The organism is Rhizobium tumorigenes, from assembly GCF_003240565.2.
Taxonomy (GTDB): domain Bacteria; phylum Pseudomonadota; class Alphaproteobacteria; order Rhizobiales; family Rhizobiaceae; genus Rhizobium; species Rhizobium tumorigenes.
In genome coordinates, this window is the sequence record NZ_CP117255.1 from 99,817 (window position 1) to 112,064 (window position 12,248).

At 59.7% G+C, this 12,248-nt stretch carries 11 protein-coding genes and 1 tRNA gene; 3 read left to right on the forward strand and 9 right to left on the reverse strand.

Translation table 11 applies throughout. From position 1 onward, the window contains the following. Positions 1-141: 141 nt before the first annotated feature. The 6 genes from PR017_RS00525 to osmF all read right to left on the reverse strand — a co-directional run bounded on the left by PR017_RS00525 (position 142) and on the right by osmF (position 6,329). Positions 142-1,836 carry a long-chain-fatty-acid--CoA ligase gene (locus tag PR017_RS00525; RefSeq protein ID WP_111216574.1) on the reverse strand — a complete coding sequence of 565 codons (1,695 nt, stop codon included), beginning with the start codon at positions 1,834-1,836 and terminating at the stop codon, positions 142-144. Between the two features lie 193 nt (positions 1,837-2,029). Then, a complete protein-coding gene (locus PR017_RS00530; protein ID WP_111216576.1) occupies positions 2,030-2,425 on the reverse strand; it encodes a VOC family protein in 396 nt (131 codons plus the stop codon). 45 nt (positions 2,426-2,470) lie between these two features. After that, the gene (locus tag PR017_RS00535) at positions 2,471-3,220 is read right to left on the reverse strand and encodes an ABC transporter permease (protein ID WP_111216578.1); all 750 of its coding nucleotides are present in this window, start codon (positions 3,218-3,220) and stop codon (positions 2,471-2,473) included. Beyond that, the gene (locus tag PR017_RS00540) at positions 3,217-4,155 is read right to left on the reverse strand and encodes an ABC transporter ATP-binding protein (RefSeq protein WP_111216964.1); all 939 of its coding nucleotides are present in this window, start codon (positions 4,153-4,155) and stop codon (positions 3,217-3,219) included. Before PR017_RS00540 ends, PR017_RS00535 begins: the two co-directional genes overlap by 4 nt. A gap of 26 nt (positions 4,156-4,181) precedes the next feature. After that, on the reverse strand, positions 4,182-5,348 hold the full coding sequence (locus PR017_RS00545; protein WP_111216580.1) for an ABC transporter permease: 1,167 nt from the start codon (positions 5,346-5,348) through the stop codon (positions 4,182-4,184). A 72-nt stretch (positions 5,349-5,420) separates the two neighbouring features. Beyond that, positions 5,421-6,329, reverse strand: a complete 909-nt coding sequence (gene osmF, locus PR017_RS00550) for a glycine betaine ABC transporter substrate-binding protein OsmF (RefSeq protein ID WP_111216582.1) — start codon at positions 6,327-6,329, stop codon at positions 5,421-5,423. A 429-nt stretch (positions 6,330-6,758) separates the two neighbouring features. Here osmF and PR017_RS00555 point away from each other — a divergent pair, with 429 nt between their 5' ends. Beyond that, on the forward strand, positions 6,759-7,118 hold the full coding sequence (locus tag PR017_RS00555; protein WP_240538827.1) for a hypothetical protein: 360 nt from the start codon (positions 6,759-6,761) through the stop codon (positions 7,116-7,118). 81 nt (positions 7,119-7,199) lie between these two features. On the opposite strand, the gene ppk2 is transcribed toward PR017_RS00555, so the two are convergent. Next, positions 7,200-8,111, reverse strand: coding sequence for a polyphosphate kinase 2 (gene ppk2 / locus PR017_RS00560; RefSeq protein WP_111216584.1), 912 nt, complete (start codon positions 8,109-8,111; stop codon positions 7,200-7,202). 188 nt (positions 8,112-8,299) lie between these two features. Between ppk2 and PR017_RS00565 the strand changes: the two genes are divergently transcribed. Both PR017_RS00565 and PR017_RS00570 read left to right on the forward strand, forming a co-directional pair. After that, positions 8,300-9,892: an inorganic phosphate transporter gene (locus PR017_RS00565; RefSeq protein WP_425070033.1), complete on the forward strand. Its 1,593-nt coding sequence runs from the start codon at positions 8,300-8,302 to the stop codon at positions 9,890-9,892. Positions 9,893-10,192: 300 nt separating this feature from the next. After that, on the forward strand, positions 10,193-11,389 hold the full coding sequence (locus PR017_RS00570) for a hypothetical protein (protein WP_111216588.1): 1,197 nt from the start codon (positions 10,193-10,195) through the stop codon (positions 11,387-11,389). Positions 11,390-11,432: 43 nt separating this feature from the next. On the opposite strand, the gene PR017_RS00575 is transcribed toward PR017_RS00570, so the two are convergent. Beyond that, positions 11,433-12,017 carry a hypothetical protein gene (locus PR017_RS00575; protein ID WP_111216590.1) on the reverse strand — a complete coding sequence of 195 codons (585 nt, stop codon included), beginning with the start codon at positions 12,015-12,017 and terminating at the stop codon, positions 11,433-11,435. A gap of 123 nt (positions 12,018-12,140) precedes the next feature. Next, positions 12,141-12,216, reverse strand: a tRNA-Thr gene (locus PR017_RS00580). Positions 12,217-12,248 lie beyond the last annotated feature (32 nt).

Sequence of the window (12,248 nt, forward strand, 5' to 3'; positions counted from 1 at the left end):
TCCGTTTCAAAAGCAAGGCTCTCGCCAAAGTCGGTGCGGCCCATCCTCACCGATGGGCCGGCTGGTCGCGGCCCCTACTACTTCTGCCTTGAAACAGGGTGATACAACCACTCTTTCTGGTTGCTTTCAATTGAAGTATTTCTACCCCCGCAATTCCTTCCGCAAGATCTTGCCGACATTCGATTTCGGCAGTTCGTTGCGGAATTCGATGAAGCGTGGGCGTTTGTAATTGGTGAGGTACTGGGCGCAGTGGGCCCTGATGTCAGCCTCGGTGAGTGCGGGATCGCGGCGGACCACGAAGAGCTTGACGGCCTCGCCGGAATGTTCGTCTGCTACGCCGACTGCAGCCGCCTCGACGATCCCTGCATGCATCGCGGCGACTTCCTCGATCTCGTTGGGATAGACGTTGAAGCCCGAAACGAGGATCATGTCCTTCTTGCGATCGACGATCTTGGTATAGCCGCTAGGATCCATGAAACCCATGTCGCCGGAACGAAAATAGCCATCCGGCGTCATCGCCCGCGCAGTCTCTTCCGGCTGCATCCAGTAGCCGGCCATCACCTGCGGTCCGCGGATGCAGATTTCGCCGACGGTGCCGAGCGGCAGCGAGTGGCCTTCGTCGTCGCGGATATCGATATCGGTCGATGACAGCGGCAGGCCTATGGTGCCTGAAAATTGTGTGCTGTCGAAACGGTTGGCGCTGGCCACCGGAGAGGTCTCGGAGAGCCCGTAGCCCTCGGTGATCCAGGCGCTAGTCAGCGTATGCCAGCGCTCCGCGATCGGCCGCTGCACCGCCATGCCGCCGGCAAGCGTGCTCACCTGCGACAGGTCCAGCTTGCCGAAATCCGGATTGTTCATCAGCGCATTCAGAAGCGTGTTCAAAGCCGGGAAGATGTCGACGCGATGCTTGCCCAGTTCCTTGATGAAGCCCGGGATGTCCCTTGGATTGGCGATCAGCACGTTGTGTGCGCCAAGCGATACACCCATCAGGCAATTCACCGTCAGCGCGAAGATATGGTACAGGGGCAGGGCGCAGACGAAGGTCAGGATCTCCGGCCGTGGCTTGGAAATATACGCCGAGTTTAGCCACAGCTGCAGCTGAAGCTGGTTCGCGAGTAGATTGGCGTGGGTGAGCGTCGCAGCCTTTGCAGTACCAGTCGTCCCGCCGGTGTATTGCAGGAACGCAGTGTCGCCTTGCGTCAGTGCCGCCGGTTCCAGCTTCAAACCTTCGCCTTCGGCCAACACCTTCGAAAACGCTATGTGGGAAGGGATGGACCAGGCCGGCACCAGCTTCTTGACATGTCGGACGATGAAATTGACGATGTGACCCTTGAGGCCGATCATCTCTCCGAACGAGCTGACGACCACATGGCGAAGCGCGGTGCGATCCAGCACTTGCTCCACAGTATGGGCAAAATTTTCCAGCACAAAAATGGCCTTGGCGCCGCAGTCGCGCAGCTGATGCTCAAGTTCGCGAGGTGTGTAGAGTGGGTTGACGTTGACGACGATAAGCCCCGCCCGCAGGATACCGAAGGTCGCGACCGGGTTCTGCAGCACGTTCGGCATCATCACGGCGACGCGGTCGCCTTTGACAAACCCACGGCTCTGAAGCCATGCGGCGATCTTGCGTGTCTGCCGCTCCATCTCGCCATAGGTCATCGCCCGTCCCATGCTGGTGAAGGCGGGACGGGTGGCGTATCGGGCGCAGCTGTCCTCGAAAAGTTCGCTCAGCGACTGATGCTCAAGTGGCGGCAGGTCTGCCGGCACGCAATCAGGATAGGACGCTAGCCAGATCCGATCCTGTGCCGGTCCGGTGTACGTGGGCGCCTCGCTCATGCCACTCTCCTCCCGCAGCCCAACCGCTGCAGTGATTTCGCCGGTGGTTGTGGTGGAAGCCTCCCGCTGTCCACCACGCCGACGCCTGTCTCGCATGAAACTAGGCCGACTGTACGCCGGGGGTCAATCGCTGCCGTTGCATTGGCCGTGAAACTACAGCAGACCGGATAGGTCGGCTGAGGGGCACTTCATTTTACTGATACCGGCCATGACGCTGCAGCACCTCGATCTTGTACCCGTCCGGATCGGTCACGAAGAAAAACAGAGCGAGCAAGGTTCCGTCGCGATTGAGCTCGGTGATCTTGCCGGGGTTGAGGCCCAGTGCCGTGAAGCGTGCATGCTCCTCCTGGATGTCGTTGACCGACATCGCCAGGTGACCGTAGGCTTCGCCGATGGCATAGGGCTCGACACGCTGGAGGTTGATTGTCAGCTCCAGCTCGAAACCGGTCTCGCGATTGCTGAGATAGACCAGCGTGAACGTCTCGAACGCAATCCGATCGGCCACGTCTAGGCCGAAGGCTTTCTTGTAGAATTCGACCGACCTCGCTTCGTCGAGCACGCGGATCATCGAATGAATCATTTTCGCCATGGCGGTCTCCTCGATGTGCTGAAATCGGCGAGCGGCCGGCAGGTTTTACGCCGTACGCAGGCCAGTTCGTCGGGCGAGCAGCCGTTCCAACTGCGCCATCGCATCATAGATCAATACGGCCATCAACCCGACGATCAGCCCACCCTGCAGGATAAAGGCGGTGTTGTCGGAAATCAGCCCGGCAATGATCACCTCGCCCAGCCCCTTGGCGGCGACAGTCGAGCCAATTGTTGCCGTACCGATGTTGATGACGGTCGCGACCTTCAATCCTTCCAGTATGAGAGGCATGGCCAACGGCAGCTCGACCGAAAAAAGCCGTTGGCGCGGGCTCATGCCCATCCCGTCTGCGGCCTCAAGCAGGGATGCCGGTACTTGCTGCAGCCCGGCTACGGTATTCTCGAAGATCGGCAGCAGGCCATAGAGGAAGAGCGCGATCAGTGTCGGCGCCATCCCGAAGCCGGTCGCCGGCACCGCCAGAGCCAGCACGGCGACGGGCGGAAAGGTCTGGCCGGCATTAGCGATGGCCCGCGTCAGCGGCAGGAAGTCGGCGCCGCTCGCCCGCGTCACGAATATGCCGCCTAGAACGGCCAGTAGCGCGCTGCCGGCAATGGAGATCGCCACAAGCTCGAGGTGGTTGGCTGCCAGCAGTGCCAGACTGTTCTGCGTATAGACCGGCGGCGCGCCGTAGTTGGTGAGCGGCACCAGCAGGAAGGTCAACCACTCCGTCCTGAACAGCAGGATGAGAAGAAGCGCCAGCGCGGCAAGCCTGAAGAGGTTGGCGACGAAGAGCCTCATGCGCGCTTGCCCAATTGTAGCAGTCGCTGCATCGAGATCGAGCCTACCGGGTTCTCGTTCTCGTCGCGGATGGAAGCCTCGTCTATCCCCTGCCAGATCATTTCCGACAGCGCGTCGCGCAAGTTCAGGGTCTCCGGAAGGTCAAAGCCAAGACCTGCCTTTGCCGGCTCCATGCCGGCTTTCAACGGCAGCATGGCCATCAGCTTCAATGCCTTGTCGGAAGTCCCGGTGAGTTGCTCCACGAAGCTGTCGGCTGGCTCGGTCAGAATAGTCTCGGGCGAGGCGCACTGCAGCAGCTTGCCTTCGCTCATCACTGCGATGCGGTCGCCAAGGTGGAAGGCTTCGTCCATATCGTGGGTGACAAGAATGATGGTCGTGCCAAATTGTTTCTGGATCGCCAGCAGATCGTCCTGGGCCTTGCCGCGGATGACGGGGTCGAGAGCTCCGAACGGCTCGTCCATCAGCAGCACCTCCGGTTCTGCCGCAAGAGCGCGGGCGACGCCGACGCGCTGCTGCTGGCCGCCCGACAGCTGATGCGGATATTTGCCGGCGAAGATCGCTGCGTCCAGGCGGAACAGCGACAGCAGTTCCTCTACCCGGCGATCGATGCGCGGCTTGTCCCAGCCAAGCAACTGCGGCACGGTCGCGATGTTCTGAGCCACCGTGCGATGGGGAAACAGACCGTGGCCTTGAATGGCGTAACCGATCCGCCGCCTAAGTTCGGTCACCGGCACGGTAACGATATCCCTGCCGCCAACCAGGATCTGGCCGCTTGTCATCGGCACCAGCCGGTTCACCATCCGCAGCAGTGTCGATTTGCCTGAGCCGGAGGTGCCGACGACGACGGTCACCGAGCCCTTGGTGACCGTCATGCTGACATCGTCGACAACAGTGGCGTCGCCATATTGCTTCGTCACGTCGCGAAATTCGATCATCGTTTCCTGCTGTATCCCGGTCGAATTCATGCGCGGCGTCCCCGGATGGTGTCGATGACGGCGTCGAGAACGACAGCCGATGAAAATGCCAGAAATACGGTCGGTACGGCGCCGAGCAGCACCAGATCCATCGCGGTCTGGCCCAGTCCCTGGAAGATGAACAGTCCGAAACCGCCGCCGCCGATAAGCGCTGCCACGGTCACCAGTCCGATTGCCTGGACCAGAACGATGCGGATGCCGGTGAGGATGACGGGAAAGGCAAGCGGCAGGTCGATGCGGAACAGGATCTGCAGCCGCGTTAGTCCCATGCCTGCTGCCGCATCGCGCACGGCTGGATCGACTCCCTCGAGGCCAACGACCGTATTGGCGACAACCGGCAGCAACGAATAGAGGATCAGCGCGATCAGCGCCGGCGCGGCACCGATACCGCGGATGCCGAGATCAGCGGCGCCAGGCACGTGGGTTGCGATGTAGCCGAGCGGCAGCATCAGCAACCCGAACAGGGCGAGGCTGGGGATGGTCTGTACCATGCTCAGCACCTGAAGCACGATTGCCCTCAGCCTCGGCACCCAGAAGCAGAGGATGCCGAGCGGCAAGGCGAGGAGGATGGCGATGATGACCGAACCGAAGGCGAGAAAAACATGGATTACTGCCTCGCCCCAGAACTGTTCGGAGCGAATAGCAAATTCCTTCATGATCGACAGGCTGTCGAGACTGCCGGAAAAGAGAAACGCCGCGAGGAGCGCCGCGTAGAACAGCAGCGATGCCACCCGCATCCAGGGCGTGAGCTGCAGCTTCACCAGCGCGTCCGAAATAACCAGCCCCACCACGGCGAGAAGCACCCAGAACGTGCCGCCAGGCGTGATGCGAGCAGACGCGCTGCCAATAGGCGTGGAAGCAGTCGATACAAGGCCGATGGCAAGCAGCAGGGTGGCAAGGCAGAATGTCGCGATTACAAGGCGCAGGGGTGCATTTCGGACAAACACGGCGGCAAGTCCGGTGCCCAGCAGCAATACCAGCAGCGCCAGCACGACGGGCTGACCAAGAAGCTGAGTTAGGGCCAGCGGCTTGCCCGCGGCAATCCGGTTGGCTTTGGCAATGATAAGCGGCATCGTTGCCGTTGCCAGAAGGCCGACGGTTACAAGTACAATGCCGAGACGATCCGCTCCACGGACCCTGTACCCATCATCCATCCACCGGCTCCAGACGTCGAAAACGAACTATGGCCCCGCACAATGGGCGGGGCCATAGGAAAATGTCGATTGTTATTTCAGGAAGCCCTTGTCTTTCAGGTAGGACTGGGCAACCGCCTTGGCCGGCTCGCCGTCTACCTGGATGCGGCCGTTGAGGGTCCGCAGTTCCTCGGCAGTCAGGCTCTTGAAGATCGGGGCTAGCACTTCTTCGATCTTCGGGTTGGCCTTCAAGACTGCCTCGCGGACAATGGGCGTCGGTGCATAGACCGGTTGCACCCCCTTGTCGTCTTCCATGACGGTGAGTTCTGCAGCCTCGATAGCACCGTCCGTGCCGTAGACCATGGCGGTGTTGACGCCATTGGTCTGGTCGGCGGCGGCCTTGATAGTGGCCGCTGTATCGCCGCCGGAGAGAACGATCGTCTGGTCAGGGCTGATCTTGAAGCCGTAGGTCGTCTGGAAGGCCGGAAGCGCTGCCGCTGAATTGACGAACTCTGAAGATGCCGCCAGCTTGACCTTGCCGCCACCCGAGATCCACTTGCCGAAATCCGACATGGTCTTCAGCTTGTTGGGGCTCGCCACGTCGTTGCGCACGGCCACCGCCCAGGTGTTGTTGGCAGGCGATGGTGTCAGCCAGACGATCTTGTTGGCGTCGTAGTCGAGCTTCTTGGCAAGAGCGTAGCCAGCGTCGCTGCTCTTCCAGGCCGCGTCATCCGCTTTGTTGAAGAAAAAGCCTGCATTGCCAGTGTATTCGGCATAGATGTCGATTTCGCCTGAGGTGATCGCCTTGCGCAGAACCGGCGTGGTGCCGAGCGCGATGCGGTCCTGCGCCTTGATTCCGGCAGCGTTCAGCGACAGCAGGATGATGTTGCCGAGCAGCGTGCCCTCGGTGTCGATCTTCGACGAGACGACGACATCTGCGGCACTGGCGCCGGTGGCGATGAAGGCCGCAAGCGAGGCGGCGACGGTAAGTGTTTTCAGCATGATGTTCCCTTTACCCCAATGATCTCTGTCACGCCGCCAACGCTGACCGGATGGCGCATGCGTTACTGGCCGTCATTTCGTCCGATAGTCAGTTGCGATGAATTAGCGCTTGTCTACGAAATATCGATAGGACCCGCCTGCCAATTGCGACCAGCCAGACATTATCGCCGATGCCGCGGTAAAGGCGTGGAAATTCATGCTGAATTTTAGTCTGTGCGGCATTGTTTTTGCCAAACGTGCAAGCAACGTCGCTTCTTGGTTCCAGCAACCGCCAAAGTTGCAAGCTCGTCGGCTGCGCGGGGACCAATGATCGCAGCCGATATTTCTCCCGCGAAATGGGTTGTTTGTGACAGTAGAATGACGAAGATAACTCAGAAGTAATTTTTTATTGGTTCTGCACCTTAAAACGCGCAGTCGGAGAGTTGAAAATTGGGCGAGAAGAAAAAAATTTATCATGCGTTGGTTGATGGCGCGACCGCTGGTCTCAGCGACAAGGCACTCTATGAATTCGTGCAGAAGGAATGTGGCAAGACCAGCAGCAAGAAAATCGTGCGTGCTTCTTTGCTTGCCCTGAGCGATCCCGATCTGCGCGATGGCAACGTGTTGAATACGATCTACGCGCTGGCCATCAAGCATCGCCTGGACCAGGTGACGCCTGAGGATTCCGAAGAAACACATGAAGTGACCGTCGCTCCCTTGATCGCAACCAAGGATAAGGTAGAGCCTGCGCCAAAGCGCGTGCGTGCGAAGCGAAAGCCTGCCGCGGCTGAAGCCAGCCCCGAAGCCTGAACTAATTTCTTATCCGCTTCTCCAGATAGCGCCCGCAGAAGGGCGCTATCTGCAATTTTAAGTCGCTGCCGTCACGCTTCGTCAGTAGATTTCCGGCACGTGCATTTCCGGCGGCACCGGCGAACGGCTGTAGTCCTCATGGCGGATGCGGCCGGGCAACTCAACTTCTGGTTTCGGAACATCCTCATAGGGGATCTGGTTCAGTAGGTGGGCGATGCAGTTGAGGCGAGCCCTCTTCTTGTCCACGGCCTGCACAACCCACCAAGGCGCCGTATCGCTGTGGGTGCGGTTCAGCATGTCTTCCTTGGCCTTGGTGTACTCTTCCCAGTGGATGCGACTTTCCATGTCCATCGGTGAAAGCTTCCATTGCTTCAGCGGATCGTGGATGCGCATCTTGAACCGGAATTCCTGTTCCTCGTCGGTGATCGAGAACCAGTATTTGATCAGGATAATGCCCGAGCGGACGAGCATACGCTCGAATTCGGGTACAGACCGGAAAAATTCTTCCAGCTCGTCCGCAGTGCAAAAGCCCATGACGCGTTCGACACCCGCGCGGTTGTACCAGCTGCGGTCGAAGAGCACCATTTCCCCGGCAGTAGGAAGATGCGCGACGTAGCGCTGGAAATACCATTGATTGCGCTCGCGCTCTGTCGGGGCGGGCAGGGCGACCGTACGGCAGACACGTGGGTTGAGGCGCTGCGTGACGCGCTTGATGGCGCCACCCTTGCCTGCCGAATCACGTCCTTCGAAAATCACTGCGACCTTCAGCTTCTTATATTGGACCCAGTCCTGCAGGCGGACCAGTTCATGCTGCAGCCGGAATAGCTCCCGGAAATAGACCTTGCGCTCCAGCGTCACTTCCGCCGGCTCGACCATGCCTTCGGCAACCAGCTCGTCGAGCCGGTCTTCCTCCATCTGCAACTCCAGCTCTTCGTCGAAGCTGTCGGCAATTTCATCCTTGATGCGGCGAAGCTGGTCTTCCTGATCGGACATTGGTGCGTTCCTTCGTTTTGCACACAGACAGGAGCAGGAGTTGGCGACAGGAATGTGACAAACCGGCATCCCGCAGCCATCGTTTCCCGTCCCGGCGCCTGCAAATGGCCTTCATGTCACCAGACCTTCACAGAGCCATTTTATTAACAATTGATAAGTGTGGATGAGGGAGCGATAAAATGGTCGATATGAGCGCTGAGCGGAGCAACGCCGGGATCGGTCACCCGCTCGATAAAACCGGCGGATCCGGCAAGTGGTTCGTACCGCTTCTCGTTCTCGTGCTTCTCGGAGGCCTCGGCTATATCGCCTATGCGCTAGACCGTGATCTCACCTCCGCATCCGCTGTTCCGTGGATACTGCTTGGCCTCGCGCTTCTGATCGCTCTCGGATTTGAATTCGTCAACGGCTTCCACGATACCGCAAATGCTGTGGCAACGGTCATCTATACGCGCTCGATGCCCGCCGAATTCGCCGTCATCTGGTCCGGCTTCTTCAATTTCCTGGGCGTTCTCACCTCGTCGGGTGCCGTGGCTTTTGGCATCCTGGCGCTGCTGCCGGTAGAACTGATCCTGCAGGTGGGCTCCGGGTCGGGTCTCGCCATGGTCTTCGCGCTTTTGATCGCCGCTATCGTCTGGAACCTAGGGACCTGGTATCTGGGCCTCCCGTCGTCGAGCTCCCATACGCTGGTCGGCTCGATCATCGGTGTTGGCCTCGCCAACCAGTTCCTCGCCCCTGCCGGCAGCGCAACCAGTGGCGTCGACTGGTCGCAGGCAACCAATATCGGCCTTTCGCTGCTGATATCGCCACTGATCGGCTTCGGCTTCTCCGCCATCCTGCTTCTGGCCATGAAGGTCTTCATCAAGAACAAGGCGCTCTACGAGGAGCCGAAGACCAACGGCCCTCCGCCACTGTGGATCCGCGGCCTGCTGATCTTTACGTGCACAGGGGTCAGCTTTGCCCACGGATCCAACGATGGCCAGAAAGGCATGGGCCTGATCATGCTCATCCTGATCGGTCTCGTGCCGACCGCATTTGCTCTCAACCGGACACCCGACGTCAATTATCTTGAAGCGTACAAATCCGCTTCTGCGCAAGTCGAGACCGCGCTCGGCAAGTACGTCAAGCCGGGCATCGTTGTCGCCGATGCCAAGGCCGCCGTCTCGGATGCCGTCAAGACAAAGACCTGGAACGACGCGACGACACCGGCGCTGCAACAGTATATCCATACCACCAGCCAGGAAGTCGCTGCCTTTCCGACCCTCGAAGCCGTGCCTCCTAACATGGTCGGCAACGTTCGCAACGACATCTACCTGATCGGCGAAGCGCTGAAGCTCATCGACAAGCAGAAGCTTCTGGCGATGGATGCAAAAGATCTTGCCGCTGTCACCGGCTATCACAAGGCCGTCGACAACGCGACGAAGTTCATCCCGACCTGGGTCAAGGTGGCCGTTGCGCTGGCACTTGGGCTCGGCACTATGATCGGCTGGAAACGCATCGTTATCACCGTCGGCGAAAAGATCGGCAAGACACACCTGACCTACGGCCAGGGTGGCGCTGCCGAAGTGGTGGCGATGATCACCATCGGTGCCGCCGACCATTTCGGCCTGCCGGTTTCTACCACCCACGTGCTCTCGTCCGGCGTTGCCGGAACTATGGCGGCCAACGGCTCCGGCCTGCAATGGTCGACCATCCGCAACATGCTGACCGCCTGGGTTCTCACCCTGCCAGCCTCGATCGCCATCGCCTTCGTGCTCTACGTGATCCTGCGCCAAGTGTTCTGATCGGCAAGCGGATGCGGGCCCGCAGACTGTGCCCGCATCCGCTCGCCGGCTTCGTATTTCGACCGTAGCTGCAACCTCGTCGTCTCGCACCCAGCCGCGCGACAGGCACCACCACCCCGAACCATCAGGCCCGGACAAGGTCGCATCTCTATTCCTGCGGGTATTACGGGGGAGGCGGAGAGGTATTGGACGTTGCGCGTCCATCGCCAAAAGTTTTCGCTGCAGACGGCTTCCGCCAGATGGGTGTCCTACCCACCTTTCGTCGGTGCCGGAGATTTCCGTCAAATGCAGGAATAAACCATGGCGCATGAGTTCGACGATTTTTCCCTCGAAATTCTGATGAAGAACAGGGCTTGGAGTTTTGGCAACGTAGATACGAAAGCGGTGGTATCGCCAAGGCTTACCCTGCGATCCGGCGGCCATCTGCAGGACTACTCGCACCCAAACGAGAACGCCTGGAGAGTGAAGGCGGGCGCTGTCGAGTTTCTCAATCAGGACGGTGCCGTCTCTACTCGGTTCGATCGCATAACCGAGAACGACGGTCGCTATGAGATGGAAGGCCGGTTTCGCCTCGGTGGTGCAGAGGAGACCCACTATCTTCAGGAGTGCGGCGAGATCGCACGGCCTGTGAATCGGACAGCACTCGTCGTTCCCATCCACGACGCCTATTTCATGTATGGCATCAACCTTCTCTACCAGAGCGTCGGTTCCGACTACGACATCGTCTTTGTGTTCTCGACCGATGCTGACCGTCGGGCTTTTGCAACGATGCACCAGCCATCGGCGTCCCTTTATTACCATGCGATCGTCCTCGACGATCATTTTACCGGCGGCGCAATCTCTGTCGTCGCCGATCGCAAGACGTGGCCGACGGTCAAGAAGTTTCTCGCTCTCTCGCTGGTTCACAAGTCCTACGACTACATCCTCTGCGTCGACGCCGAGACCTTCATTCTCCGGCCGACCGGATGGACGGCGGCGGCGGAGCAGGTCGTTTCGCAGGCCCGTTGGTACGCCGGATTGCTCACGCAAAAACACGCGGCGGAACGCACGATCATGCACGCATCGTCGACGGCGCTATCGCCGCACGCCGAGCACGCCGATATCCAGGCGATATCGCGCAACTGGGGATTCTATAGCTGGTGGTGGGATATTCCGGTCTACGCAGCTGGAAGCGTTCCCGGATTTCTGAACTGGATGGAGTGGGACACGAGCCTGCAATTCGTCGAAAGGTTTGCCCATAACCTCTACGATCACATCACCTACCAGTTCTACATGGGGCTGCACGGCGGCTTCTCGTTCGTCCCGGTGGACGGAGTCGCTCACTCGCTCGAATTCAAGCCGGCCGCCATGGTCGGCAGGGTTCACCGCGAAATCAATCCTTTGCGGTGGGCAAATGCCTTTGCCTACGCGCAGGACCCGAATTTCTTCAGGGAAAACGATTATCTCGCGATCTACCACATTGATCGCAAATCCTTCCCGCAGTTCGCGCTGGCCTGAACGGCGGCTGGCGATCATGCCTGATCGGAGCAGGACTACTTGTTCACCCCATCCCGGGAGCGGTCCTGAGTGCCATCAACCGTGACCTGAGGCTGCCGTATTGGTAGACAGCCCGCAACAGCTGCCTTGCCAGATAGATGGCGAGCTCGCTTTCTTCCGAGCTGACGGTATAGGGCTCCCGCGTTTGTATATCCGCGTCATCGTTGAAAACGATGCGAGCGCCGCCCGCGACGCCCGGGCGCTCTCCGGTCATGGGCGTAAATGTGTTGAGGGCAGCGATGCGGCTTTGCAGGCCTTCTCCGTCGGCGCCGATGTCGTTGCAGAGATGCTCGAGCATGTGGCGGACCAGCACCGCCGAGGCCACGTAAAGCCCCACCGCATGACACTGGACTGCCTCCTCGATGGTGCCCATGAGACCGGGCGGAAGGTTGCTCCCGGAGAACACGAGGACTTCCGGCCGGTGAACGGAGCGGCCTCCCTCGCTGTCCGAAAACGCCGAGATGACGGCGTGGCACTCCGGGTTGGGACACTGTCGAAGTCCGGCGTAATATTTGATGGCCTCCGGCTGCGAACCGCTGTTTTCGCCATAGGACCATTGAAGATCGGGAACCCGGGAAAATCCGAGCATCACATTCCGATGGCCGCATGCAGGGCAGCATATGTCCGCAAGCCAGCTCCCGACCGGGGCTTGGACGCCTTCAACGAAATGCATGGATGAACGATCTTTGTATAGTTCTGAACACAGGAAAAATGGTGCCGCTTAGAGGACTCGAACCTCTGACCCCATCATTACGAATGATGTGCTCTACCACCTGAGCTAAAGCGGCAATCGCGGCGTCAGGGACGGCCTTCGATGTGC

Coding starts and splice junctions, on each gene's coding strand:
- PR017_RS00525 (WP_111216574.1), bottom strand. CDS start 1,836: ATGAGCGAGGCGCCCACGTACACCGGACCGGCACAGGATCGGATCTGG.
- PR017_RS00530 (WP_111216576.1), bottom strand. CDS start 2,425: ATGGCGAAAATGATTCATTCGATGATCCGCGTGCTCGACGAAGCGAGG.
- PR017_RS00535 (WP_111216578.1), bottom strand. CDS start 3,220: ATGAGGCTCTTCGTCGCCAACCTCTTCAGGCTTGCCGCGCTGGCGCTT.
- PR017_RS00540 (WP_111216964.1), bottom strand. CDS start 4,155: ATGATCGAATTTCGCGACGTGACGAAGCAATATGGCGACGCCACTGTT.
- PR017_RS00545 (WP_111216580.1), bottom strand. CDS start 5,348: ATGGATGATGGGTACAGGGTCCGTGGAGCGGATCGTCTCGGCATTGTA.
- osmF (WP_111216582.1), bottom strand. CDS start 6,329: ATGCTGAAAACACTTACCGTCGCCGCCTCGCTTGCGGCCTTCATCGCC.
- ppk2 (WP_111216584.1), bottom strand. CDS start 8,111: ATGTCCGATCAGGAAGACCAGCTTCGCCGCATCAAGGATGAAATTGCC.
- PR017_RS00565 (WP_425070033.1), top strand. CDS start 8,300: ATGAGCGCTGAGCGGAGCAACGCCGGGATCGGTCACCCGCTCGATAAA.
- PR017_RS00570 (WP_111216588.1), top strand. CDS start 10,193: ATGGCGCATGAGTTCGACGATTTTTCCCTCGAAATTCTGATGAAGAAC.
- PR017_RS00575 (WP_111216590.1), bottom strand. CDS start 12,017: ATGCTCGGATTTTCCCGGGTTCCCGATCTTCAATGGTCCTATGGCGAA.